The following is a 24,259-nucleotide window of genomic DNA, read 5'->3' as shown; positions in this document are numbered from 1 at the left end:
TGGTCCCGCCGACTCGGCCCGTGCGAAGATCGACATCTGGGTCGCTAGCTCAATTGGTAGAGCACTCGGCTGAGTAGCGCGTCCGCTCTCCGCTTGTGCGGTTATGGGTGCGCTTCCTTCTCCTGGTTTAACCGAATGGTTCGGGGTTCGAGTCCCCGGCGACCCACTGTGCTGCGGCCGCGAACCGGCGACTGCCGGAGTCGACGCCCGGGTTGGCGTGAGGTCTGCTGCTCTGTCGAGGATCACGACCAGCGGAAGGGAGGATCGCGTGCTCGAAAGGCTGATTATCCAGAAGACACTGCGGGTGCCGGCAGGCACCGGCACGGTTGGCGACGGCACGACAGTGGCCCGGCAACTGGATGCGGTGCTGCTCGACGTCGGGTTCTCGGCGTCGCGAGCCTTGTTGGAACACGTCGGCACCCTGGCCCCCGGGCCGGCGCTGGATCTCGCCGCCACGGTCGTGTCCGCCGTGCGCGAGCTGGTCGGCGACCACGTCCAGCACAACGCCTATTTCATCGGCTTCCCCGACGGCGTGCCGGACACCGTCGAGTTCTGGATCGAGCGGCTGCGGGCGGCCGTGCTCACCGGCGGCGGCACGGCGACCGACGCGCAGCTGCGGGACGCGGTCGTCTCGGGCGGCGTGAACCTGCTCGACCTGCCGGCTTACGGCGCCTACCAGCACACCTACGCCGAGCTGTTGGCCGCGCACGACGCGCTGATCTCCGCGGCGGGTGACCGGTTGACCTTGCTGCGTCTCGGCGACACCGTCGACGTGGAGGCAGCGCGGCTCTATCTCGCCCTGGCCGGCAGCTCGACGCCACACGGCGAGGCGGACCTCGCGATCCTCGGCGAGCTCGCGGTCGCCTGCCTGGACGGCGCGCAGCCGGCCGAGATCCCGGTCCGGGAGAACCGCGCCGTACTCAACGGGATCCGGCTCGTCCTCGGGAGGCCGCTGGTCGCCGTGGACACCACGACCGACGTGCTGCGCCTTGCCTGCCAGGTCTCCGGCGGGGACGCCTCGCTCACGACACCCACCCGATTTCGTGCCTTCCGGCGCCGGGAGCGGCGGATCCTGCTGGCCGCGCTGAACGAGGTCGTCGGTGCGAGCGCGGACAAGCTCGGCGATGTCGTGCGCTACGCGGAGCGGTGGAAGCGGCTCGGGGAGCGGCTGCACCCGCACGAGTACGACGAGTGGCCGCACGCCCGGGAGGTGTTCGCGGTGGCGCGTGGCGAGCGGCGGGTACGCAACCTCGCCGGCCGCGCGGAGGCGGCGATCCGTACCGGAGCCATCGGTCCGGCCGCGTCGGTGCTGTCGGCCGCGCCGGGCCTGCTCCTGCGATCCGCGGACCGGCTGCTGCGGCTGGCATCGGCGTCGGAGCGAACCGTTGTGCTCGAAGCAGTCACGGGTGCGCTCGGCTCGGCGTCGGGCCGGGTGCTCTGTTCGCTGCGGGAGCATGTCGGCAATCGGCTGACGCCCGCGTCCGCCCGGATGTACGCGAGCCGCTCGCGCCGCGCGTGGATCGGTCCGGACGAGCGGCCACCGCTGCCGGCCGGGTTGGTGGCCGAGTTGTCGTCGCTGCTCGACGCGGAGATCAGCGCCCGGCTGCCGGAATCGGACCGACCGCTGGTGGTGGATCCGGAGGTGCTCGACGTCGCACTGCCGCTGTCCGGCAAGGCGGCCGAAGGCGGATTCGCGGTGCTGCCGAGGGGCTCGCGGGCCCCGGTATCCGGTGAGCTGCTGCGGTTCTTCACGTACTGGCGCCAGACCAGTAAGCGCACCGACCACGACCTGTCGGTGCTGCTGCTGAATGACGAGTTCCACAGCGCGGGCCAGGTGTCCTGGACGAACTACCACCACGACGGCATGGTGCACTCCGGCGACATCACCGACGCGACGGACGGTGCGACCGAGTTCGTCGACGTTCCCCTGACGGTCCGCGCGCACTACGTGGTGCCGCAGGTCTACGTCTATGCGGGCGAGTCGTTCGACGAGGTCGCCGAGTCGATGTTCGGGTACCAGACCCGCACACGGGACCAGCGCGGCGCCCCGTTCGACGCACGGACCGTGCGGGCGCGTTCGCACCTGCGCGGCCAGGGCCGAGTCGCACTGCCGATGGTGTTCGCCAGGGGCGAGCGTGGCTGGCAGGCCGTGTGGCTCCACCTGTACCTGCGGGGTATGCCGTCGTTCAACCGCGTGGAGGAGAACACGTTCACCACGGCCGACCGGGTACGGGCACTGGTGGAGCGGAACTACCTCACCGTGTCCTACCTTGTCGACCGGTGGCGCGGACGGACCGAGGTGACGACCTGGAACGGTCGGTTGCCTGACGAGCCGATCACGTTCGTCGGCATCGAGGCGCCCGAGGACCTGCCGGACGGATCGGAGGCCTACACGCTGGACCGGCTGGCCGAGCTGATTCCGGGGTGAGCGGCGACGGCCGAGGCCACGCGGCCGCTTCCGGCGCTACATCCGGGTACGGAGATCGTTGACGATCTTCTCTGCGGGAAGACGGTCGCCGGGCGTGGTCACGAGAGCCGCCACGTACAGGGTCTGGCTCGCGGAGCCGGGGCCGAACGCGCCGGCCGGTGCCCGCCAGACGTGCTCCAGCAGCAGATGGAAGGAACTCCGCTGGAGGATGTCCGGCTCGGTCGTACGCTCGGCGAGCCAGGTTACCGAGTCGACGGCCCGGGTCGGTCCGAACGCGAACGGCGGCCGCAGCCGCGACCTGGCGGCGGGATCGCAGGGCGAGGCACAGGGCGCGAGCAGCATGCGCAGTTCGAGTGCGTTCGAGTAGTTCTCGGCGCACTCCCACTCCGCGGTCGGCCGGGCAGTGTCGTCGGGCACGCTGAACACCACGCAGTGCCAGGGGAAGTGCGCCGGCAGCAGGAACGTGATCGGCAGGCCCGACTCGCTGATGGCGGTCGCCTCGGCCGGGCGGAACCGTGCCCCCGTACCGGTGTCCGGGCCGGCGGCGGGCGCCAGCGGCAGCGGCGTCGTGAGTGGATAGTGCGGAGCCGGCGGCACGGGAGGTATCGACACCCGGGTGGCCGCGCGGTCCACCCGGGCAGCCTGGGCCCGGCCCACCTGGGGCGCCACCGCCTGGCCCAGGGCGTAGCCGCCCCAGGAGAGCGCGGCGACGACGAGGAGCAGCGGAACCGGTGCCCGCTTCTTCCACCGGCGCAGCGACAGCAAGGCGTCCAGCCATTCGCTGTGGTCCTCCCGCTTGTCCGGCCGGACCGGGTCGGTCAGCATGTCGCGTGACATCGGGCCGCGACCTCCTGCGCCAGGCTCCTCGTCGCCCTGAACAGGGCGTCCCGGGTCGCGTACGGCGTGCTGAGCTGCGCTTGGACCGTCACCGTGCCGATGCGGACGCGTACCTGTGCGAACTGCCGGATCTCCTCGTACGTCCAGCCGTGTTCGAAGGACTCGTCGCCGATCCGGACCGGGGTCGGCTGCGAGTTGCAGTTGAGGCAAGAGGCGTAGCGGACCTTGCGCCGGGCCTGGAATTCCGCCGACGCCCCCTCCTTCCGCCCCTCGCGGACGTAGCCGAACCACAGGTCCACACTCTTCCGGCCGGCGCCCTCGCCCACCCAGCCCGAGAACTCGCACCAGCTGTTCGTGGGCCGGATGTCGGCCTCCGGCTCCGACGCCTCCGGCACCAGGCGGGCGATGGTTTCCGGACGGACGAAACCGCACACGTCGATCGAACGGCCATCGGGCGGCGCGTCGGCGGTCGTCACCTGCCAGCCGAAGCAGGCCACGGCGAGCGCACAGCCAACTATCAGCGCGTTACGTAGCCAGATCCAGACCTGCCGTGGCATACCACGACAGTCTAGGACGTCGGTGCACCCGTTCCCGCCGTCCGGACACCGCCTCCGCCGCGTCCGCCGTACCCGATCGAGCCGGACCGGAGGCGGCCCTGGCCGACCCCACGTCCAGCCGTGTCCAACCACGTCCAGCATGCCCGGCGACCCTCTCGTACATCGATGAATATCTCCCCAACAGTCGCGCCGGAGGGGGTTCGGTGCGGTGCCTACCGAGGAGGAGCCAGTACATGAGAGTTCTCGCGAGCAGGGGCAACTGGGCGACGTCGGCGATGGTCGCACTGGTCTTGGCGGCGGCGCCCGCGCTGGCGCTGGGCCAGCCGGCGAGTGCCGCACCGGCACCGAGCCTGGACCCGGTTGCCACCGCCGAGGCGTGGGCCGCCGGTCGGGCCGCGCACGGCGCGGACGCCACCGAGCACCAGGCGATCGTGGCGTACTGGACGCCGGAGCGGATGCGGGCCGCGCAGCCGGCCGAGGAGTCGCCCGCCTACAAGCAGGCGGTCAAGCGGTACGTCGACAGTGGCCAGGCCACCCGGCAGTCGGTCGACCGGGGCGCCCGGCTGACCGTCCCGCCGGCCGCCGGTGCGCTGGGAGTACCGAACAACGGTCCGGTCCCGGCGGCGCTGAACCCGAACTTCGCGTCCAACCACCCGACCGCGCGGACCAGCGGCAAGGTGTTCTTCACCCTGAGCGGCAGCAACTTCGTCTGCTCCGCCACGGTGATCAACTCTGAGGGTCAGGACACCGTCTGGACCGCCGGGCACTGCACCCACTCCGGCGGCGCGGGCGGCGTGTTGGCCACCAACTGGGCGTTCGTGCCCGCGTTCGACGACGACCTGGCCAACCAGCGGCCGTTCGGTACCTGGACCGCGGCGAGCCTGAGGCCCGCACCGGGCTGGCAGGCCAGCGGCAACTTCAACGAGGACATGGCCGTGGCGATCATGAACACGCTCAACGGCCAGCACATCGTCACCCAGCTCGGCGGGCAGGGCCTCGACGTCAACCGGGGCCTGAACGTTGCGATCAACGCCTTCGGCTACCCGCAGGAGGCGCCCTTCGACGGCGGCAACCTGATGCGCTGCTCCGGCACCTCGCAACCCGAGTTCCAGGGCGCGACCCAGACCATCCGGATCCCCTGCGACATGACCCGTGGCTCCAGCGGTGGCGGTTGGCTCCTGAACTGGGACGGAAACTTCGGCTTCCTGTACGGCGTCAACAGCCGGATCGACCGGATCGTCGCGCCGACCATCATGATCTCGCCGTTCTTCGACAACACCGCCCTGAACCTCTACAACCAGACCAGGAACCTCTGATCACCTGATCGACCGTCACACGCGGGGCCCTGGCGGGTGGACCGGCGCAACGGTCCACCCGTCAGTCTCGTGAGCAGGGCCTGATGCCTGATCTGGAGTGACGAGACCGCACGGTTCTAGCGGGCCATGGCCGGTTGGACCTGCATCCGGCCGAGGAACTCCCGGATGTGGCCGGCGATCTCGTCGACGTTGGTCTCCAGCGCGAAGTGCCCGGCGTCGAGAAGATGTATCTCGGCGTTGGGTAGGTCCCGTTGGAAGGCGCGGGCACCGTCCGGGCCGAAGATCTTGTCGTTGGCGCCCCAGACCGCGAGCAGTGGCACCTGGGTCTGCCGGAAGGCCTCCTGCGCCTGCGGATAGATGTCGAGATTCGTCTTGTAGTCCCGGAAGAGCTGCAACTGGTTCTCGTCGTTGCCGGGCCGGGCGAGCACCTCCAGGGCGTGCCGCCAGGCGTCCGGGCTGACCAGGCTGGTGTCGGGCACGCCGTGCTCGTACTGCCAGCGGACCATCTTCTCGGTGAAGGCCTGCCGGGCGGCGGCCTCCGTCTCCGGTCCGGGAGAACTGGCGTACGCGAACAGCGGCTTCCAGAACTCCTCCACAAATCCGTCCGGGTACGCGTTCCCGCTCTGGGTGATGATCGCCGAGATGCTCTCCGGACGGCGTAGCAGCAGCCGCAGCGCGATCGGCGCCCCGTAGTCCTGCATGTAGACGGCGTACCGGCGGATGTCGAGCTGGTCCAGCAGGCTCGCGGTGACGTCGGTCAGCGCGTCGAAGGTGTACGGGAAGTCGCCCAGCGGCGGCACCGAGGAGTAGCCGTACCCGATGTGGTCGGGGGCCACCAGGTGGTACTGGTCGGCCAGCGCCGGAATCAGCTCCCGGAACATGTGCGAGCTGGTCGGGAAGCCGTGCAGCAGGACCAGCGGGGGCGCCCCCGGCGACCCGGCCTCGCGGTAGAAGACGTCCAGTCCGTCGACCGTCGCGATCCGGTGGTGTACGCCGCCGACCATGGTGCCCCCTCAATCGCCCCGCCCAATCTGCCACGTTCTTCTCATACTGCCCGGCCTGCGGCCCTGCTCGGGTGGGTATCGACGTCGTCGTACCCCATGGGGAGGGACCGGGGCCGGCGCGCCGACGGGCGCCGGAACGCGCGCGGTTCTCCTCGCCTGCGCCTGGTACGCCGGCCCGGCGGTCACGGCTGGAGGAACCAGGGACTGGTGTACGCCACACCCCAGTCGTTGCACGGGTGGTTCGCCGGCCCGGGGCTGGCGTTCGGCTGGGACGGGTCGGAGATCCGCAGCACCACCCAGTGCCCGTCGACGATGTCCAGCGGCACGGTGAACTGGGTGACCCGACCTGCCTCTATGTCGATCATCTCCGGTACGACCGGCGCGTCACTGCCGGGCCGCAACACCTGGATCCGCAGCGGCTTGCCCACCCAGTCCGGTCCCCGGTCGAGGTCCACCGAGAAGGTGACGTCGCCCCGGCCGACCGGGAGTACCCCGCCCATCCGTACCCCGTTCGCGGTCGCGTCGAGGCGCAGCCCGGAGACCCGGGTGGCGAAGAACCGGCGGGCCCGCATCGCGGCGAGCACCTCCTGCCGGGTGTTCTGGGTGACCCAGAGGCCGGTTCGACCCTTGCCCTCGGGAAATCCCCAGTCGGTGCCGTGTTCGTCGGACACGCCGGTGAGACCGGGGCGCCAGCCGGCGTTGAGGCAGGCGACCAACGGCGACGTCTGCCCGCTGCCCCAGCCGTCGAAGAGGTAGTCGTCGCCCCGGTTGAACATCTCCAGCCCGATCATCGGCTCCCGGGCCCCGGCGACGTACCGGAAGTTGTCGAACCGGCCCACCTCCCGGCCGGGGTGGTTGAACCCGGCGATCCCGCCGGAGCCGCCGATCCAGCTGTAGAGCCGGCTCATGCTCGACGATTGCAGCAGATCGGTGTAGCTGCCGCTGAACCAGACGTTGACGTGGCCCAGCAGCGGGTGCGACCACTCGAAACCCCGGATCGCGGTGTACTGGCCGGGGTCGTCGGCGGCGTCGGCCAGCGCGCCGGTCCGGTCCCACTCCGATCGGGACAGCCCCTCGATCGAGAACAGCGTGCTGTGGTCGGTGAGCGCGGCGACGTCCAGGCCGGCCTCCCGCATCGAGGCGAAGGCGAGCGCCGGGTCGCCGTCCCCATCGGACATCAGGGTGTGGTTGTGCAGGTCGGCGTGGACCAGGGTGGTGCCCTGGGTGACCAGGGAAGTGCGCGAGGCGCCGGATCCCGGCGCCCGGTTCGGCCCTGCCGCCCGTGGGGTCGTGGCGGCGGACGCGGTCCCCGGGGCGGACGCGAGCATCAGCAGACCGCCGGCGCCCGCGATCAGCGTGCGCCGGCTGGTGCCGGTGGAGGTGTCTCCGGTCCCTGCGTGGGTGTGTGTCATGCCGGACAGTGCATAACGCGGCCGGCAACTCCGGCGGAGGAGCAGTTTGCCGGACGGTTAAGTCTGTCGATCGCTTGGCTGGCGATCCACCCGCCGACACGCCGAGCCGGTCAGGACGAGGGCAGCGCGTGCGCGGTGAGGAGTTCGGCACCGTCGAGGACCAGCGGTCTCCACTCCGCCGCCCCGGTACGCCCGTGCTTCGGATCGATCGCGGTGAAGATCCGGCCGCCGACGCGTACCCGGACGTGTCGCGCGGGCCAGTCGACGGTGGCGCGCTGGCGTACCCGGCCGGGGCAGCGCCAGGTCTGGTCCGCGAAGCGTACGGGCTGGGAGTGCCCGTGCACCTGGCCGAAGGGGACGAACCCGCCACCGGCGTAGAACTCCAGCCACGGCTCGTGCAGCTCCCAGCCGGCCTCGGCCCAGAACGGACCGGCCGCCCGGTCGACTCCGAACTCCCCACCCCGGAAGATCAGCGGCTGCGGGCGTTCGTCGAGCAGCCGGGCGGCGATCGCGGCGGTCGGCGGCTCGGCCAGCTCCCGCCAGGCGCCGACCGTCAGCCCGGCATGGGTGACCAGCAGGTCCTCCGAGTCGGCCGTCCGGATCGCGACGGCCACCCGCATCCGGCGGTCCGCCCACCAGGACCGCAGCAGGTCCGCATCGGCGTCGCCGAGGCGCTCCGGCCAGAACTCGGTGCCACCGGGCAGGTACTGCGACTCGTGGTTGCCGGCGAGCTGGACCCATCGCTCCGGCTGATTTTCGAGGTACCCGCGCACGATGGCCAGCACCGCCCGGCTGTCCGGGCCACGATCGACGAGGTCACCGACCTGGACCACCGTCATCCCCTCGGGCAGGTGGTGCCGGTCGACGTCCGCACCGAGCGAGGAGAGCGCGTCGCGAAGTTGGCCGGGGTGGCCACCGACGTCTCCGACAACCACTACCCGGGCCATGTCCACTCCTGTACCGAGCCGAACTCGCGTCTGACGAGCCTATCCCGGTGACGCCGGCGAGCCCGCCGGTTCCGCCGCCCGCGAAGGTCCCGCGCCGGCTAGGAGGGCGGGGTGATCCGGATGCGGCCATCTACTAGGGTCCTTGCCATGATCGGTGGCTCAGGTGACGGCTTCACCGTGGATCCGGCGGCGCTGGAGACCTTCGCCAAGACCAGTTTCGCGCGGGCGGACGACTTCGACGGGGTGCGCGGGCGGCTACGCGAGGGTGCGGTCGGGCGTTCCTCCTTCGGCATCATGCCCGCCTCGTTCACGCTCTACGACCAGTACGAGTCGTGCCTCGACGACTGCCTCCAGGCGCTGGCGGACGGCGTCGAGGTGATGGAGGTGATCGCCGACGCGATCACCGCCGAGCGGGACGCCTACCTGGCCAGCGACGCCGCCGCGCAGGGGCGGTTCCGGACCGGCGGCTGACCGGACGGGTCGGCGAGCCGGTCGACGACCGCCGGAGCCGGGCGGATCACCCATGACGATGCGTGCAGGGACGACGAAGGGGGATGGCTGAGTGTCGGCCGTCGCGCTGGAGCGCAGCAAGACCTATTTCGAGCAGTTCGTCGGCTCGGTGCCGGAACCGTTGCAGGGCTTCACCCGTACGGTGCTGTCGCCGTTCGAGCAGCTCCTGGAGCAGGTCGCCGGCGACCCCGACGACCTGATGCGGGGCGCCGAACGCTGCCTCGCCGCGTCGACCGACGTACTCGGGATCGCCGCACAGCAGGCCAGTGACCGGGCCCGGCTGCAACCGCCGGCTTGGGGCGGGGAGGCCGCGGACGCGTTCCAGACCGGCCTGACCAACGTCGAGGAGTCGATCCGGCAACTCGGGGACGGGCTGGCGGCGGCGAAGGAGGTGCTGGTCGAGGCGGCGAACGCCGCGGTGGACGCGTTCAACCTGCTCTGTGAGCTGATCTTCGAGTTCCTGACCGCCTTCCTGATCGAGGCGATCATCGCTGCCGCGGCGGCGTTCCTCAGTTTCGGCGCGTCGATCGCCGCGTTCGCCGTACGTTGGCTCGCCCGGCTGGCGCTGACGCTGGGCCGGGGCGCCCGGATCGTGAGCAGGCTGGTCCGGGTCCTGGTGAAGCTGGCCCGCAAGCTGGACGACGTCAAGGCCCTGCTCACCACCTACCGCAAGCGGGTCATGGAGCTGCGCAAGCTCAAGAAGCAGTACGCGATGTGGCGACAGCAGGGTCGGACCCCGCAGGGCCTCGCGGTGGCGAAGGAGTACGGCCTCAAGGTCGGCCTGCCACGCTTCGTCTTCAACCAGGTGTCGCCGGTCAACCTGAGCGGCAAGGGCGGAGCGGTGCTGGACACCGTCGTCGGTGGGCAGGACATCCGCGACGGCCAGAAGGACCGCAACTACGCGACCGACGGCACCTACCGGGACGACATCGGCCCGTACACCAAGAGCGTGCAGGATCTGATCGACTCGGTGGGCTGACCCGCCGGGCCGGCGGTCGCCCGACCCGGGCGGACGAGGGCAGGAGAGGAACGACGTGGAATACCCCGCGCTGGATCGGCTGGAGCAGCTCGCGAACAGCCTGGACGGCCTGCAGGACAGGATGAACCGCCGGGTCGAGGAACTCCGGCAGCAGCCGGTGGAGCTGGAGAGCGAGAGCGGCGCCGTACGGGTGTCGGTCGACCACGGCGGTCGGGTGGACCGGGTGGACATCACCTCCCGTGGCATGCGGTACAGCCCGGACCAGCTCGGTTCGGAGATCACCGGCACGATCCGGCGGGCGCAGCGGGAGGCGACCAGGCGGCTACAGGAGTCGATGCGGGAGGTGCTGGGCAGCGCCGCCGACGACTACCCGCTGGACTGAGCCGTGGGTACCGACTACCGCCACCTGTACGGCGACGCGGTCGCGCACCGGCTGGAACCCGGTGAGGCGATGCTCGCGTGCAGCGAGGCCAAGCGCCCGCACGGCCTGGCGCCGGACCCGCCCCCACGACCGCCGGAGCCGGCTCCGGGCGACGGGGCGAAGGTGGCCGGAATGGGCCTGGCCGGCGCCGCGCTCAGCGGTGTCGAGTTCGTCGACAACATCGGTGGCGGCGGTCCCACCGACTGGCTGATCCGGCTCCTCTTCGGTCGCGCGGCGCGCGGCCGGCTCGACTCGGTCGCCGCCGGTTACGTACGCGAGGTGCCGACCGACGCCAAGCTGCTGGTCGTGGTCACCGACCGGCGGCTGATGGTGCTGCGGATCGGCCGTTCCAACGAGATTCGACCGTTCGGCGAGCGGCGCAGGCCGGTGGTGGCGGCGAAGCTGAAGCCGCTGTGGTCGGTGGACCGGGCGGAGATCACGGGCGCCCGTCGGCGCTGGCACCGGCTGCACGGCGCCCGGCTGCGGGTGATGTTCCGGGACGCCTCCTGGTTGGAGCTGACCGGACCGCTGTGCCTGGGCCGCCGCCGGGCTGGCGAACTGCGCGACGCCCTCCGCACCTGAGTGCGACTCCCTGCGCACCTGAGTGCGACGCCCTCCGCACCTGAGCGCGACTCCCTGCGCACCTGAGCGCGACGCCCTCCGCGGCTGAGTTCGCCCCCGCGCACTACCGTGGTCGACGAACGACGGGTACGGGGGCTGCCCGGCGCGAAGGAGGTCCGACCGTGAGCCGGGGCTGGGTGCTGGACGACTGGCGAGAGGTGTTCCTCGTCGAGGCCCGGCTGCGCCGACTGCCCGGCACCGAGATCGGGGAGGCGCTCGCCGAGATCGACGCGTACTGCGCCGACTCCGGTGCCGATCCCGCCGAGGCGTTCGGAGAGCCGGTGGAATACGCCGCCGCTCTCGCCCACGGTCGCCGATCCGGGCAGGGTCTCCCGGCCGGGCGACGCCCGCTCTGGCGGGGCGTACTCGTCGCGGGCGGCACCCTGACCGGCGTGATGTCCCTGCTCGCCGGGGTCGACGCGGTTACCCGGGACGCCCCGGCCACCATCACGGTCGGCCAACTCGTCTCGGTCGCCGTCGGGGTCGCCGGGATCGTCGGCGTCGCCGCGTTCCTGCTCCGGTCGGGTCGCCGCCGCTCCGGTGGCCTCGACTGGCGGTTCGGCCTGGCCGCGGGCGTCGGGATCGCCGTGACGGCCGTTCCGCAACTGGTCTGGACGCGGGAGGTGCTCCGCGCGTCGGCCTGGCCGCTGCTCGGCGTCGGCCTGGTGCTGCTGGTGTGCGCCTGGTGGCCCCTGCTCTCCGGCCGGCTGCTGGCCGACCGCGTGGTCGATCCCGCTACCGGCGCCGAATCGGTCCCGACCCCGGGGTGGCTGCTCGGCGTCGTCCGGTGGGGCCTGCCGGTCGCGCTGCTCTGCGCCGTGCTCCTCGCCGTCCTGCTCGGGACCACCGACACCGGCTGAGGCGCCGCCGGGGTGCCGATGCCCTCGCACCCTCGGCGGGACGTCGGGATGCCGTCGCGACGGGCCCACCCACGGGCGCCGCCACCGTGTCGCCCGGGTCGGCTAGGGTGCCCGCCCGGACGCCAGCAGTGCGGCGGTGGGCAGCGCGAGGAAGCCACCGTCGGTGAGGTGAACGGCGCTCAGCCGGTCGTAGTGCTGTCGGATCTGCTCGACCACACCCGGCGGTTGGGCCGCCATCAACCTGCCGAGACGTCCGATGCCGCTGGCGGTGCCGTACCACCAGTCCTCGGGATCGGTCTGGTGGACCCAGGCGACGGTTTCGCAGTGCACATCGGTGAGCGAGGCGGCGCGGAGCAGTCCACCGAATCCCTCGACGGTATGCGCGAAGTCCCGTTCCGGCGGCACCGCCGGCTCATCGGCCGGACGTCGGGCACCGGCGGCGTCGAAGACCTGTTCCCAGAGTCGCTGTAACGGTGGTCGGGGACTCGGCCAGACCGTGGCGGCGATCCGACCGCCTGGACGGACGATCCGGCGTAGTTCGGCGACCGAGACCGCCGGGTCCCCGACGTGGTTGAGTACGAAGTTCGCCACCACCGCGTCGAAGTGGTCGTCCGGAAACGGCAGGTCGGGCAGGACGGCGTGGCACAGTTCGGCCTGCGGTACGCGGCGGCGCGCCAGCCGCAGCATGCTGAACTCGGCGTCGACCGCCACCACCCGCGCCCCCCGGGCACAGGCGAGGCCGGCGGCCGTCCCCGGACCCGTGCCGACGTCCAGTACCCGCGTTCCGGCCCGGACCCGCGCGGCGTCGAGCATCGCCGCCGCCGGATGAGCGCAGAGCGGGACGAAACAGCGTTCGTACGCCTCCGCCTGTCCCGCCCAGTGCGTCCGTTGCAGACGGTCGAACGCGGTCATCGGCAGCAGGCACCCTTCTCTGACCTAGCGTCGACGCCTGACCAGCGCACAGTAGCAGGATGGCGGGCCATCGATGCCGCGCCGGGTTTGCCGGTCCGTACGTCGACTACTGCGTCTGGCGTAGGTCGTGCTCGGTGGGCGTATCCGGTGACGACGGCCGTTGGCCGACGCCGCAGCAGGCCGGCCCGCCTAGCGTCGGTGTCGTCAGCTTCGCGGAGGAGGGACGACCGACATGACAGCAGGAACCGGATACGCCGGCCCGCAGGCCCCGGACCGGAGTCGACCGGAGATCGGGCATGCTCGACTGATGGCGGCAGGTGGTGGGCGCGAGGCCGGAGCCGGACCGGCGGTGGTACGCCGGCCGATCTGGCGGGACCTGGCACTGGCGGCCCTGACGACCTTCGGCGTGCTGGTCGGTACGGCCGTCGCCGGGGCGCCGATCACCTACGAGGGCACCGTGCCGATGGCCACCACGCTCGGCCTGCTCCTGCTGGCCCACCGACGGTGGCCGGTGGCCGTCCTGCTGACCAGCCTGGCCGTGATCATCGCGTTGCGCACGGCGGAGCTGACCGACGCCGGCTGGGTGTGGCCGGCTGCGGTGATCTTCTTTCTCGTCGCGGCCGACGACACCGCCGCCCGCCCCAGGCTGCCCTGGGCGGTCGGGGCGGGGCTGTTCCAGTTGGTCTTCGCCGTCAACTGGCAGTGGTCGGTGAGCGGGCAGGAGACGCAGCGGGCGATCGGCGAGGTCGGCGGCGAGGCGCTCTGCCTGGCGCTGCTCGTCGCCGTGGCGGTGGCGTACCGCAACTGGTTGCGTTGGCGTACCGAACTCGCCGCCGGGCTGGCCCACGCCGAGCAGGAACGGCGACTGGAGGCGGGTCGGCGGTCGGCCGAGGAGCGGTTGCAGATCGCCCGCGAACTGCACGACGTGGTGGCGCACACCCTGACCGTGGTGGGTGTGCAACTGCGGGTCGTGGACGAGGCACTGGACGACTCCACCGCCGAGGCGCGCGCGGCACTGCGTACCGCCCAGGAGGTCCGGGCCAAGGCCGTGGCTGACCTGCGGTCTCTGATCGACGTACTGCGGGCGCCGGGTGAGCGCTCCGACGCGGGTGCCGTACCCGCGCCCCAGGCCGACCTGGCCGGCCTGGCCGACCTGGTGGTACGGAGCCGGACCAGTGGGCTGGAGGTCGTCCTGGAGACCAGCGGCGATCCGGCGGTGGTCTCCGCGCCGGTGGCCCTGGCCAGCTACCGGGTGATCCAGGAGTCCCTGACCAACACCGTCAAGCACGCCGCTGCCCGCCGGGCCACGGTGCGGCTGGACATCACCGCCGACTCGGTGGACGTGGCGGTCATCGACGACGGGGTCGGCCCGGCCCCGGGTGCGGTGCCCGGCCACGGCATCAACGGGATGCGGGAACGGGTCGCGGCGCTGGGCGGTACCTTCCGGGCCGGTGCCGCCGAGGGCGGCGGCTACACGGTCCACGCCACGATCCCTGTGGCAGGCTTCCGGCCGTGACGATCACCGTGCTGCTCGCCGACGATCAGGCTCTGGTCCGGGCCGGGTTCCGCAGCCTGCTCGGCCGGGGCCGGGACATCGAGGTCGTGGGCGAGGCGGCCAGTGGTGACGAGGCGGTCCGGCAGGCCCGTACCCTCCGGCCCGACGTGGTGCTGATGGACATCCGGATGCCGGGGATGGACGGCCTCGCCGCCACCGAACGGATCGTCACCGACCCGACGCTGTCCGGATGCCGGGTCATCATCCTCACCACCTTCGAGACCGACGAGTACGTCTTCGCCGCGCTGCGCGCCGGGGCGAGCGGCTTCCTCACCAAGGAGATCGAGCCGGCGCAACTCCGCCAGGCGGTCGGGATCGTGGCCGCCGGCGAGGCGCTGCTCTCGCCCAGCGTCACCCGCCGGGTCATCGAACAGTTCGCGCACCGGCCGGTGGCGCCCACCGACAGCGAGGCGCGGTTGTCGGTGCTCACCGAGCGGGAGCGTGAGGTGCTGCAACTGATCGCCACCGGCCTGTCGAACGAGCAGATCGCGCAGCGCCTGTTCATCAGTCCGCTGACCGCCAAGACCCACATCACCCGGGCGATCGGCAAGCTCGGCGTCCGGGACCGGGTCCAGCTGGTGATCCTGGCGTACGAGACCGGCCTGGTCCGACCCGGCTCGGCGGCCGACCCACCGGTCTGAGTCCTCGTCGCCGGCCGGTCGACGAGAACTGAGGACAACTTCCGACCGGCCCGGGCGTCGTCGGCCGGGCCGGCCGGTGCGGTTCAGGCGACGGCCGCCACCTCGGCGACCTGCTCGGCGTCGGGTCGCAGTTGCGGGCTGGCCAGGGTGAGGAGCACGTTGGCGACCGCGAACGCCGCCGCGACCAGGAGACCCCGGTGGAAGCCCTCCACCAGGGCCTGCTGCTGGCCGGCTCCCTCGGCGAGCGCGTCGCCGACGCGGGTGGTGGAGAGCGTGGTCACGATGCCCAGGCCCAGCGCGCCACCGACCTGGAAGAAGGCGTTCACCACGCCCGACGCGGCGCCCGCCTCGTGGTTGGCGACGTCGGCCACGGCGACGATCTGGGCCGGCACGCTGAGACTGACGATGCCGAAACCGAAGAGCAGCAGTCCGGGCAGCAGTTCGGTGGCGTAGCTGCCGCCGGCTCCGGCCTGGCCGAGCAGCAGCAGGCCGACGAGGCCGACGGTCGCACCGGCGAGCTGCACCGTACGGGTGCCGAGCCGGTGCACCAACTGGCTGGCGAGGACGGCACCGAGGATGGCCGAGGCGCCCATCGGCAGGAAGTGCAGGCCGGCGTCCAGGGCCGAGTCGCCGCGTACCTGTTGCAGGTAGATCGCGGTCAGGAAGAACATCGACAGGAACGCGGCGCCGTTGAGGGCCAGGGCGGCGCTCGACACGCCCAGCGCCCGGGACCGGAACAGCCGTAGCGGGACCAGCGGGGCGGCGGAGCGGGCTTCGACGGCGACGAAGGCGACGAGCAGGGCGACACCGCCGACGAGGAAGGTGAGCACCTCCAGCGATCCCCAGCCGCTCGGTTCGGCCCGGACCACCCCGAAGACGACCGAGAGCAGCCCGGCCGTGCCGAGCAGCGCTCCGGCCGCGTCGAAGGTTCGCGCGCCGTCCAGGCCGTGCCGGATGTCCCGGACGTAGCCGGGGATGACGGCGACGAGCCCGATCACGATCGGCACGTTGACGAAGAACACCCACTGCCAGCTCAGCGAGTCGACGAGCAGGCCGCCGGCGACGACGCCGAGGGTGCCGCCGAGTCCGGCGAGGCCGCCCCAGACGCCCATCGCGATGTTCCGTTCGCGTCCGTGCGGGAACGTGACAGTGAGGATGGCCAGCGCGGCCGGGGACAGCATCGCGCCGCCCAGGCCCTGGACGGCCCGCGCCCCGATCAGAAAGCCGGGGGAGTCGGCCAGCCCGGCGACCAGCGAGGCGGCCCCGAACAGGACGAGCCCGGCGATGAAGACCCGGCGCGGGCCGAGCAGGTCGGCGGCCCGGCCGCCGAGGAGCAGGAAACCACCGAAGAGCAGCGTGTACGCGCTGATGACCCATTGCAGGTTCTCGGGGGTGAAGCCCAGGTCCGTCTGGATGTGCGGAAGCGCGACGTTCACGATCGTCACGTCGAGCACCACGATGAACTGCGCGAGTGCCAACACCGCGAGTGTGGCCCAGGGACTGCGTCGCATTACCTACCTCGTCTGCGGAAGCGGTCGGATGTGTACGGCGTAGGTCTACGCAGTATGTCTACACCGTAGACGAAAAGTCTACGGTGTAGACTTGGCGATGTGGCAAGTACGAGCAAGGACACCGGCCGGCAGCGGCGGCTCGATCCGGACAAGATCGCGGAGAGCGCCCTGGCCATCGCGGACGCCGAGGGGTTGTCCACGGTGACGGTCCGGCGGCTCGCCCAGCACCACGACGTCACCCCGATGGCCCTCTACCGGCACTTCCGGGACAAGGACGAACTCCTCGACGCGGTCGCCGAACGGCTCTTCGCCGCCGTCGTCCTGCCCGAGCCCAGTGACGCGCCCTGGCACGAGCAGATGCAGGACCTCCTCGCCGCGATCCTCGCCGCCCTGTCGCCGCACCCCAACGCCGCCGGGCTCACCCTCCACCGGATCTTCGCCTCGGAACCCGGCCTGACCGTGGCGGAACGGGCCCTCGCGCTCCTGGCCGAAGCCGGTTTCTCCGCAGACCAGGCCGCCGAGATCGGTAGTCAGGTGATCGGCTCCCTGATCGCCATCGTCACCCCCGAACCGGGGACCACGGAGAATCCCGATCCCGAGGCCCGCGACGAGCAGTTCCGGGCCAAGCGGGCGGCGCTGGCGGCCCTCTCGCCACGGCGTTACCCGCACGTCGTCGCCGCCGCCGAGACCCTGGTGCACTGCGCCAGCGGGCGGCGCGACCACGCCCTGGCCGTACACCTCATCGTGGCGGGTGTCCGGGCCGTGCGGCCGACCAACTCCCCGGCCACCACCGGGGCCTGACCGCCGGTTCGCCTCCGCCGGGTCGGTGCCCGGCCCCCGCGACCGGCCGGTCGGCCAGCGGGGGACGGGCCGTTCGACCGGGAATCCTCAGTAGAACGGCGGGCCGGTTCCCGACTGCCGACTCAGCTACCCTGCTCCCGGTCTTTCCGGTGCGTTGACGAGCGGGGTCAGATGGAACACGTCGTGGAGCAGCAGGATCGGCGGAGCCGTGGACCGGAACGGGTGCCGGCTACGCCGGAGCCGACCGGCGACGAACCCGATCCGACCGGAGCCGGCGCCGGAACCGGAGCCGTCGCGGGCGCCGGAGCCGTCGCGGGCGCCGACGACCCGAGCCCGACCGCCGGCCAGGACCGGCCCACGGATGTCGACCCCGCCGGTGGCTTCGTCCGGCGGAGCCTGCTGGCGGTACGTCCGCTGTTGTTCGCGGCCGCCGTCGGGCTGGTGGTGCTGGCGATCCACGCCCTGGCCGTGCGGGCCGGAGCCAGCCCCCGCTCCGGGCGCACCGAGTACGGCCTGCACACCGCGGCGCTGGTCGTGGCCGCCCTGGCCGTGTTCGCGGTCTGGTGGGCCCGGCGTCGCGGTCAGTCCTGGGACGCCGACCTGCTGCCCGCACTCTTCGGCGGCCTCGCCGCGCTGACGCTGATGACGGCCCTGCACGGAACCCCGTTCGACGCCTTCGGCCTGCGCGGCGACCAGTCCTTCCGCACCGCCATCGTCACCCGGTTCGCCGACTCGTGGCATCTCGCCGACTACACGTACGAGGGTCTGCCGGCCTACTACGCGCCCGGCTTCTTCTGGCTCCTCGGGCGGGCCGCCGACCTGGCCGGCGTCGCCCCCTGGAAGATGCTCAAGTACGGCCTGATCGCCGTCGGCTTCCTGGCGCCGATCGTCTCCTATCTACTGTGGCGCCGCCTGGTGCCGCTGCGGGTCGCGGCGCTGATCTCGGCCGTACCGCTCGTCTCGCCCGAGCTGTACGAGTCGTACGGCTGGATCGTGCTGGTCGCGATCGTCCCCTGGTGGCTGGAGGCGGTCCACGGGCTGGTCCGACCCGGGCTCCGGCCCCGCCACCCGGTGCTGCTCGGCCTCATCGGCTCGGTGCTGTTCTGTGTGTACTACTACTATTTCTTCCTCTTCATTCTCGTGTTCGCCCTGTACCTGCTGGTGGAGTGGCGGCGCGGTGAGTTCAGTCGGGCTCGGACCGGTCGCGGTCTGGGCGTACTCGCCATCGCGGCGCTCGGGGCCTCGCCCTACTGGGGCCCGCTGGCCTGGAACTTCCTGACCGCATCCCACTTCGAATCGCTGAACAACCGGTGGATCACGCTGAACTCCGGTGATCTCGCGTTGCCGATGCTCTCGCCCTCGGTCCTCGGCGTCCTCTACCTCGTCGGTCTCGGCTTCCTGCTGGTGACCGTCCGGGAGGCGTTGTCCCGGTCACTGCTGATCGTCTTCGTCTCGCTGTACGTCTGGCACGCCCTGGGTTGGCTCTTCGCCGCCGCCGACATGCCGCTGATGTCGTTCCGGATGAAGGCGCTGGTTCCGGTGGTGCTGCTGGCCGGGGCGGCGCTCGCGCTGGTCCGGGGGACGAGGTACGCGATCGGCCGGCTGTCCGCCGTGCACGAGCCCGCCGGCTACGTCTGGCGGATCGTGGCCGGCGGCGGGGTGCTGCTCGCGGTCTTCGCCGGTGACCGGTTCGTCACCACCGTGATGGACGACGAGCGGATCAGGGCGGCGCACAACGAGCCGTTCCCGAGCGGACGGCTGCCCGGCTTCCACGACGAGGAGGCGAAACCGGTCCCGCCGACGGCGGAGCCGGTGAACGCGTTCATCTCCGCCCGGTACCAGGGCTCCGGGCACCCGGTCGTCCTGTCGGACCGGACCCACCTGTTCGCCTTCTACCCGTACTACGGCTTCGTGCAGTGGAACGCGAACTACTCCCATCCGACGGCCCAGTACCACCGCCGGCTGGACTTCCTGGACAAGGTGGCCCGGTCGGCGACCCCGGACGAGTTCGCCGAGCGGACCGCCGCCAACCCGTACGACCGGATCGACGTCCTGGTGCTGCGCGTCGACAAGGACGTGCTGGTCTTCCAGACGGCCGACGACGCCTTCCCGTTCGGCACGAAGGCCCGCACCATCCGGATACCCCTCCGGCTCGTCGGGCCGGAACACTTCGAGATCACGAGGATCGACGGGTACCTGGTGGCGGTGCGCAGATAGCGCGTCACGGCGACCCGCTAAACCCGGGCGAGGCCGGGTCGGGTGAGCCATTAGGCTTGCAGGGTTCTGTCCGGATGTTTGCCGGGGGCGGTTGCCGCCCGAGAGCTGGAGTCTTGATGAGCACGACCGTCCTGCCCTCGTACGACGATGTCGTCGAGCGCTACGCCCCGGTGATCGGCCTGGAGACCCATGTCGAGCTGGGCACGAACACCAAGATGTTCTGTGGCTGCCCGACCGACTTCGGCGGCGAGCCCAACACCCGTGTCTGCCCGGTCTGTCTCGGTCTGCCCGGTTCGCTGCCGGTGGCCAACAAGGCGGCGATCGAGGCGACGATCAGGATCGGCCTGGCGCTGAACTGCTCGATCGCGTCCTGGAGCCGGTTCGCCCGGAAGAACTACTTCTACCCGGACATGCCGAAGAACTTCCAGATCAGCCAGTACGACGAGCCGCTCTGCGTGGACGGTTTCCTCGACGTCGAGGTCGACGGGGAGATCGTCCGGATCGGGATCGAGCGGGTGCACCTGGAGGAGGACACCGGGAAGAGCCTGCACGTCGGCGGGGCCACCGGTCGGATCCAGGGCGCGACGGAGTCGCTGGTCGACTACAACCGGGCCGGCATCCCGCTGGTCGAGATCGTCACCAAGCCCATCCCGGGTACCGGGGCGAAGGCACCGATCGTCGCCCGGGCGTACGTGACCGAGCTGCGGGACGTGCTCCGCACGCTCGGCGTCTCCGACGTCCGGATGGAGGAGGGCTCGCTGCGCTGCGACGTGAACACGTCGCTGTCGCCCGCCGGGTCGGCCGAGTGGGGCACCCGGACCGAGACCAAGAACGTCAACTCGCTGCGCTCGGTCGAGCGGGCGGTCCGCTCGGAGATGCTGCGCCAGGCCGCCGTACTGGACGGCGGGGGCCGGATCGTCCAGGAGACCCGGCACTTCCACGAGGACACCGGCGACACCACCTCGGGCCGGTCTAAGGAGACCGCCACCGACTACCGCTACTTCCCGGAGCCCGACCTGGTGCCGCTGGCGCCGGACGCGGCCTGGGTCGCCGAGCTCAAGGCCGCGCTGCCGGAACTGCCCCGGGTGCACCGTCGGCGGTTGCAGCAGGACTGGGGCCTGTCGGACCACGACATGCAGTCGGTGCTGAACGCCGGTGCGGTCGAGCTGATCGAGCAGACCGTGGCCGCCGGGGCGACTCCGGCCGGCGCCCGGAAGTGGTGGCTGGGCGAGCTGTCCCGGCGGGCCAACGAGGCCGGCGTCGAGTTGGCGGCGGTCGGCGCCAGCCCGGCCCAGGTCGCGGAGCTGCAACTCCTGGTCGACGAGGGCAAGCTCAACGACAAGCTGGCCCGTACCGTGCTCGAGGGTGTGGTGGCCGGTGAGGGCTCGCCGCGCGAGATCATGGCTGCCCGGGGCCTGGAGGTCGTCTCCGACACCGGCGCGCTGACCACCGCCGTCGACGCGGCGATCGAGGCCAACCCGGACATCGCCGCCAAGGTCCGGGACGGCAAGGTGGCCGCGGCCGGGGCCCTGGTCGGCGCGGTCATGAAGAGCACCCGGGGGGCGGACGCCAAGACCGTCCGCTCGCTGATCCTGTCCCGGCTCGGCGTCGAGAGCTGAAGGTGTAAGGAAGGGCCCCCGCTTATCGTTTTCTGCATAAGCAGGGGCCCTTCCTAACACCTCAGCCCGTGGGCGTGGGGGTGGGCGTCGACGGCGGGGTGGGAGTCGCCGGGGTGGGGGTCGCCGGGGTCGGCGGCTCCGGTTTCTCCACCACGTGCCGTTCCAGGTTGACCTGCGCCTCGCCGGTCCCGCCGAGCTGGATGTCGTCGTACGCCTGTAGGGCCCGTTGCTGGTCGAAGTAGAGCACCGACATCGCCAGCGGCGTCGGCTTGTCACCCTCCAGCCCGCGCAGCCCGGCCCCGCCGGTCGAGCCCTGCACCTGTAGCTGGGTGGCCATGGCGCCCGGCACCTGCGGCAGCTCGCGTACCTCACGGTTGTGGGTGTGCCCGGCCAGCACCAGCGGTACGAGGCCGGAGAGTGCCCCGGCCGAGGCCGGGTCGTGCACCAGCGCGATGTCGACCGGCCGCCCCGCCGCCCGGATCGTGCTGGCCAGCTTCTCGCCGGCCCCGGTGACCTGGCTCACGGTCTGCGGCGAGCTGCCGGACCCGCTCGGTGAGGTCTCCTTGTCCGGGGTGAAGCGGGGGTCCCCGATGCCCGCGATGGTCAGCCCGGCCACCGTGATGACCTGGTTGTCGAGCACGACCGCGTTGGGCTGCCGGTCGACGGCGGCGGCGGTGGCCGCCGAGTCGTGGTTGCCGCGGATGAAGACGTACGGCACCTTCAGCAGTCCGATGGAGCCGACGAAGGACGCCTCCGGCTCGCTGCCCCAGTCGGTGATGTCGCCGGTGTCGATCACCATGTCGATCTTGAACTGCTCGACCAGCGTCCGGACCACCGGCCAGACCGTCGGGTTCAGGTGCAGGTCGGAGACGTGCAGTATCCGTACCGTGCCCTGTTCCTGGTCGAATACCGGGAGGGTGGAGACGGTGGTGTAAAGCTGGCTGACGTTGCCGACCATCCGCTGGAGCTGTTCGGCGTACCGGCCGTAGTCGTCGGCGATCCGCCGGGCGTCGCCGACGATGGCCGGGGCGTTGACGAGGAGTCCCTCGTACCGGGGCTCCTCGATCGAGTCCGGCCGGAAGCTGAGCGCCGCGATCCCCAGGCTGCCGCCGGTGATCGCCAGAGCGAGCGTGCCGGCCCAGGCGACCCGGCGGGCCCGCCGGAACACCAGCGCCGACAGGATCAGCGTGGCCAGTACGGAGACCGCGACGGTCCGTACGCCGACCCGGATCACCCCGTTGGTCACGTCGGTGACGGCGGACTGGCTGGCCCGACTGATGCTGGCCGGGTCGTCGATCAACGCCTCGGTACGCCGCTGGTCCAGCGACCCGAGCCGGACCGACAGGTGCGCGGGCCCGGCGTGGCTGTCCAGTTGCAGCGCTCCGAGCGGCGGAATGGTGACCGTGGTGCCCCCGCTCACGGACGGAGTGATCGCCATCTCGGCGCGGAACGGCCCGATGTCGGTCTGCATCCGACCGCCGAGCAGTACGCCGATCACGATTCCGGTGACGGTGACGGCCATGATCGCCAGCGCCACGCCGGTCCGCCGAACCCCGACCGAGGTGAGGACGGCGCGGGCGACCCGTACGCCGGCATCGAGTGCCGCCAGCACACGCCGAACCGCCGGGGGCGACTCGCCCCCGGCGGTCCGGATGTCGTTCCTCCGCCTGTCCATGCTCAATCATGACCTGCCCAGCGGGACATCATCAAAACCTGCCGCAGGTCACACCCCATTTCGGCCATCCGGGCGGTCGGGTCAGCTCTTTCCGGCGACCCCGCCGGAGAAGACCAGCCGGATGATCCGGTCATCCTCGGGGGCCGGCTCGCGCTTGCCGTCGTGGTTGGAGGTGGAGATCCACAGCGAGCCGTCCGGCGCCGCCACCACGGCCCGGAGCCGGCCGAACTCGCCGGTCAGCAACGGCCGGGGCTGACCGAGGACGGTGCCGGCGGCGGTGAGTTCCACCAGCCAGAGCCGTTCGGCGCGCAGGCAGGCCGCCACGAACACCCGGTCGATGAAGGCCGCACCGGAACAGGACGCCTCGGCGGTGGTCCAGACGACGAGGGGTTCGGTGAACTTGTCGTTCCCCGCGCCGTCCTCGCTCTCACCCTCGACGTCGGGCCAGCCGTAGTTCTTGCCCGGCTGGATCAGGTTGACCTCGTCCCAGCTGTTCTGTCCGAACTCCGTCGCGTAGAGCCGCTTGTTGGCGTCCCAGGCGATGCCCTGGACGTTGCGGTGCCCCAGCGACCAGACCAGGGAGTTCGGGAACGGGTTGCCCGGCGCGGGCTTGCCGGCGGGGGTCATCCGGAGGATCTTGCCGCCGAGGCTTCCGAGCTGCTGGGCCAGCCCGCGCTCGGAGGCGTCTCCGGTGGTGGCGTAGAGGTAGCCGTCCGGGCCGAAGCCGAGCCGGCCGCCGTTGTGGATGCCGGAGAGCGGGATTCCGGTGACGATCGGCGTCGGCCTGGCCCCGAGGGTGAGCTTGGCGATCCGGTTGTCCTCGCTCGTGGAGTAGTAGATGAAGATCGTCTTGTCGCGCTGGTAGGCCGGCGACACGGCGATGCCCAGCAGACCGCCCTCGCCAGCGGCGTCGACCTCGTCGATGGTCTGCACCGTGCTGACCTTGAGCCCGTCCGGGTCGGACTCCGGCCCGACCTTCAGGATCTTGGCGGTGTCCCGCTCGGTCACCAGCGCCCCGCCGTCGGGCAGGAACGCGATCCCCCATGGCACCCGGAGCTGCTTGGCCAGCACGGTCGCCGCGACCTGCTGTTCGGCACCGCTTCCGGTCGGCGACACCGACGGGGTGGGGAAGGTCGGCGGCTCGCCGGCCGGGTCCGGCTCCGGTTCGCCGAACGAACAACCACTGATCACCATCACGGCTGCCGCACAGAGCGCGACGGCCGCGCGCCGACGGCTGATTCTGGGGTACGGGCGGACGCTCACCCGGCCCAGGGTAGTCGGGTCCGCGCATCTGTCGTTGGTCCGCTCGATCATTGCACCGGTCTTCCCGATCCGTCTCCACCCGGTCCGCCGGGTCAGCGCGGTCGTACCGCCTGGCCGGTGCCGGTCGGGTCGCCAGCACCGGACGACCCGTCAGCGGTGTGAGCCGTGGCCCG

21 protein-coding genes and 1 tRNA gene are annotated in these 24,259 nt (G+C 71.5%); 13 read left to right on the top strand and 9 right to left on the bottom strand.

Annotated features, from left to right (window positions below; genetic code table 11):
- Positions 1-38: 38 nt before the first annotated feature.
- Together ACFP2T_RS15530 and ACFP2T_RS15525 are read left to right on the top strand one after the other, a co-directional pair.
- Positions 39-166, top strand: a tRNA-OTHER gene (locus ACFP2T_RS15530).
- A gap of 102 nt (positions 167-268) precedes the next feature.
- Positions 269-2,428, top strand: coding sequence for a hypothetical protein (locus tag ACFP2T_RS15525; protein ID WP_377421994.1), 2,160 nt, complete (start codon positions 269-271; stop codon positions 2,426-2,428).
- 36 nt (positions 2,429-2,464) lie between these two features.
- Here ACFP2T_RS15525 and ACFP2T_RS15520 read toward each other — a convergent pair whose 3' ends face one another.
- Together ACFP2T_RS15520 and ACFP2T_RS15515 are read right to left on the bottom strand one after the other, a co-directional pair.
- A complete protein-coding gene (locus ACFP2T_RS15520; protein WP_377421992.1) occupies positions 2,465-3,265 on the bottom strand; it encodes a hypothetical protein in 801 nt (266 codons plus the stop codon).
- A complete protein-coding gene (locus ACFP2T_RS15515; protein ID WP_377421991.1) occupies positions 3,247-3,822 on the bottom strand; it encodes a hypothetical protein in 576 nt (191 codons plus the stop codon). Before ACFP2T_RS15515 ends, ACFP2T_RS15520 begins: the two co-directional genes overlap by 19 nt.
- 233 nt (positions 3,823-4,055) lie before the next feature.
- Between ACFP2T_RS15515 and ACFP2T_RS15510 the strand changes: the two genes are divergently transcribed.
- Complete coding sequence (locus ACFP2T_RS15510) at positions 4,056-5,138, top strand: trypsin-like serine peptidase (protein WP_377421989.1); 1,083 nt, start codon at positions 4,056-4,058, stop codon at positions 5,136-5,138.
- A gap of 116 nt (positions 5,139-5,254) precedes the next feature.
- On the opposite strand, the gene ACFP2T_RS15505 is transcribed toward ACFP2T_RS15510, so the two are convergent.
- The 3 genes from ACFP2T_RS15505 to ACFP2T_RS15495 form a co-directional block, all read right to left on the bottom strand.
- The gene (locus tag ACFP2T_RS15505; protein ID WP_377421987.1) at positions 5,255-6,142 is read right to left on the bottom strand and encodes an alpha/beta fold hydrolase; all 888 of its coding nucleotides are present in this window, start codon (positions 6,140-6,142) and stop codon (positions 5,255-5,257) included.
- Positions 6,143-6,324: 182 nt separating this feature from the next.
- A complete protein-coding gene (locus tag ACFP2T_RS15500) occupies positions 6,325-7,554 on the bottom strand; it encodes a CehA/McbA family metallohydrolase (protein ID WP_377421985.1) in 1,230 nt (409 codons plus the stop codon).
- A 110-nt stretch (positions 7,555-7,664) separates the two neighbouring features.
- Positions 7,665-8,501 (bottom strand): metallophosphoesterase, encoded by an 837-nt coding sequence (locus ACFP2T_RS15495; protein WP_377421984.1) that lies wholly within the window; start codon positions 8,499-8,501, stop codon positions 7,665-7,667.
- Between the two features lie 147 nt (positions 8,502-8,648).
- Between ACFP2T_RS15495 and ACFP2T_RS15490 the strand changes: the two genes are divergently transcribed.
- From ACFP2T_RS15490 to ACFP2T_RS15470, 5 genes are all read left to right on the top strand, one after another.
- Positions 8,649-8,972, top strand: a complete 324-nt coding sequence (locus tag ACFP2T_RS15490; RefSeq protein ID WP_377421983.1) for a hypothetical protein — start codon at positions 8,649-8,651, stop codon at positions 8,970-8,972.
- A gap of 91 nt (positions 8,973-9,063) precedes the next feature.
- Positions 9,064-9,990: a WXG100 family type VII secretion target gene (locus ACFP2T_RS15485; RefSeq protein ID WP_377421981.1), complete on the top strand. Its 927-nt coding sequence runs from the start codon at positions 9,064-9,066 to the stop codon at positions 9,988-9,990.
- Between the two features lie 55 nt (positions 9,991-10,045).
- The gene (locus tag ACFP2T_RS15480; RefSeq protein WP_377421979.1) at positions 10,046-10,372 is read left to right on the top strand and encodes a YbaB/EbfC family nucleoid-associated protein; all 327 of its coding nucleotides are present in this window, start codon (positions 10,046-10,048) and stop codon (positions 10,370-10,372) included.
- A gap of 3 nt (positions 10,373-10,375) precedes the next feature.
- Positions 10,376-10,993, top strand: a complete 618-nt coding sequence (locus ACFP2T_RS15475; RefSeq protein WP_377421977.1) for a hypothetical protein — start codon at positions 10,376-10,378, stop codon at positions 10,991-10,993.
- 161 nt (positions 10,994-11,154) lie between these two features.
- Positions 11,155-11,892, top strand: coding sequence for an HAAS signaling domain-containing protein (locus ACFP2T_RS15470; protein ID WP_377421975.1), 738 nt, complete (start codon positions 11,155-11,157; stop codon positions 11,890-11,892).
- Between the two features lie 102 nt (positions 11,893-11,994).
- Here the strand turns inward: ACFP2T_RS15470 and ACFP2T_RS15465 are convergent, their stop codons facing one another.
- Positions 11,995-12,804: a class I SAM-dependent methyltransferase gene (locus ACFP2T_RS15465; RefSeq protein ID WP_377421973.1), complete on the bottom strand. Its 810-nt coding sequence runs from the start codon at positions 12,802-12,804 to the stop codon at positions 11,995-11,997.
- A gap of 232 nt (positions 12,805-13,036) precedes the next feature.
- Here ACFP2T_RS15465 and ACFP2T_RS15460 point away from each other — a divergent pair, with 232 nt between their 5' ends.
- Together ACFP2T_RS15460 and ACFP2T_RS15455 are read left to right on the top strand one after the other, a co-directional pair.
- Positions 13,037-14,320 (top strand): sensor histidine kinase, encoded by a 1,284-nt coding sequence (locus ACFP2T_RS15460; RefSeq protein ID WP_377421971.1) that lies wholly within the window; start codon positions 13,037-13,039, stop codon positions 14,318-14,320.
- Positions 14,317-15,000 (top strand): response regulator, encoded by a 684-nt coding sequence (locus ACFP2T_RS15455; RefSeq protein ID WP_377421970.1) that lies wholly within the window; start codon positions 14,317-14,319, stop codon positions 14,998-15,000. The genes ACFP2T_RS15460 and ACFP2T_RS15455 overlap by 4 nt, the downstream gene beginning before the upstream one ends.
- 83 nt (positions 15,001-15,083) lie before the next feature.
- Here the strand turns inward: ACFP2T_RS15455 and ACFP2T_RS15450 are convergent, their stop codons facing one another.
- Positions 15,084-16,511, bottom strand: a complete 1,428-nt coding sequence (locus ACFP2T_RS15450; RefSeq protein WP_377421968.1) for a DHA2 family efflux MFS transporter permease subunit — start codon at positions 16,509-16,511, stop codon at positions 15,084-15,086.
- Positions 16,512-16,610: 99 nt separating this feature from the next.
- Between ACFP2T_RS15450 and ACFP2T_RS15445 the strand changes: the two genes are divergently transcribed.
- The 3 genes from ACFP2T_RS15445 to gatB all read left to right on the top strand — a co-directional run bounded on the left by ACFP2T_RS15445 (position 16,611) and on the right by gatB (position 21,148).
- On the top strand, positions 16,611-17,312 hold the full coding sequence (locus ACFP2T_RS15445; protein ID WP_377421966.1) for a TetR/AcrR family transcriptional regulator: 702 nt from the start codon (positions 16,611-16,613) through the stop codon (positions 17,310-17,312).
- Positions 17,313-17,483: 171 nt separating this feature from the next.
- Positions 17,484-19,529 carry an arabinofuranosyltransferase gene (locus ACFP2T_RS15440; protein ID WP_377421965.1) on the top strand — a complete coding sequence of 682 codons (2,046 nt, stop codon included), beginning with the start codon at positions 17,484-17,486 and terminating at the stop codon, positions 19,527-19,529.
- Positions 19,530-19,645: 116 nt separating this feature from the next.
- Positions 19,646-21,148, top strand: coding sequence for an Asp-tRNA(Asn)/Glu-tRNA(Gln) amidotransferase subunit GatB (gatB, locus tag ACFP2T_RS15435; protein ID WP_377421963.1), 1,503 nt, complete (start codon positions 19,646-19,648; stop codon positions 21,146-21,148).
- Between the two features lie 61 nt (positions 21,149-21,209).
- On the opposite strand, the gene ACFP2T_RS15430 is transcribed toward gatB, so the two are convergent.
- On the bottom strand, positions 21,210-22,823 hold the full coding sequence (locus tag ACFP2T_RS15430) for a metallophosphoesterase family protein (RefSeq protein WP_377421961.1): 1,614 nt from the start codon (positions 22,821-22,823) through the stop codon (positions 21,210-21,212).
- An 81-nt stretch (positions 22,824-22,904) separates the two neighbouring features.
- On the bottom strand, positions 22,905-24,086 hold the full coding sequence (locus ACFP2T_RS15425; RefSeq protein WP_377421959.1) for a PQQ-dependent sugar dehydrogenase: 1,182 nt from the start codon (positions 24,084-24,086) through the stop codon (positions 22,905-22,907).
- Positions 24,087-24,259 lie beyond the last annotated feature (173 nt).

Origin of the sequence: Plantactinospora solaniradicis (assembly GCF_042658085.1) — a bacterium.
In the GTDB taxonomy this organism is placed as follows: domain Bacteria; phylum Actinomycetota; class Actinomycetes; order Mycobacteriales; family Micromonosporaceae; genus Plantactinospora; species Plantactinospora solaniradicis.
Note: the sequence above shows the minus strand (reverse complement) of the source record. Positions and strands in the feature narration are given on the sequence as shown.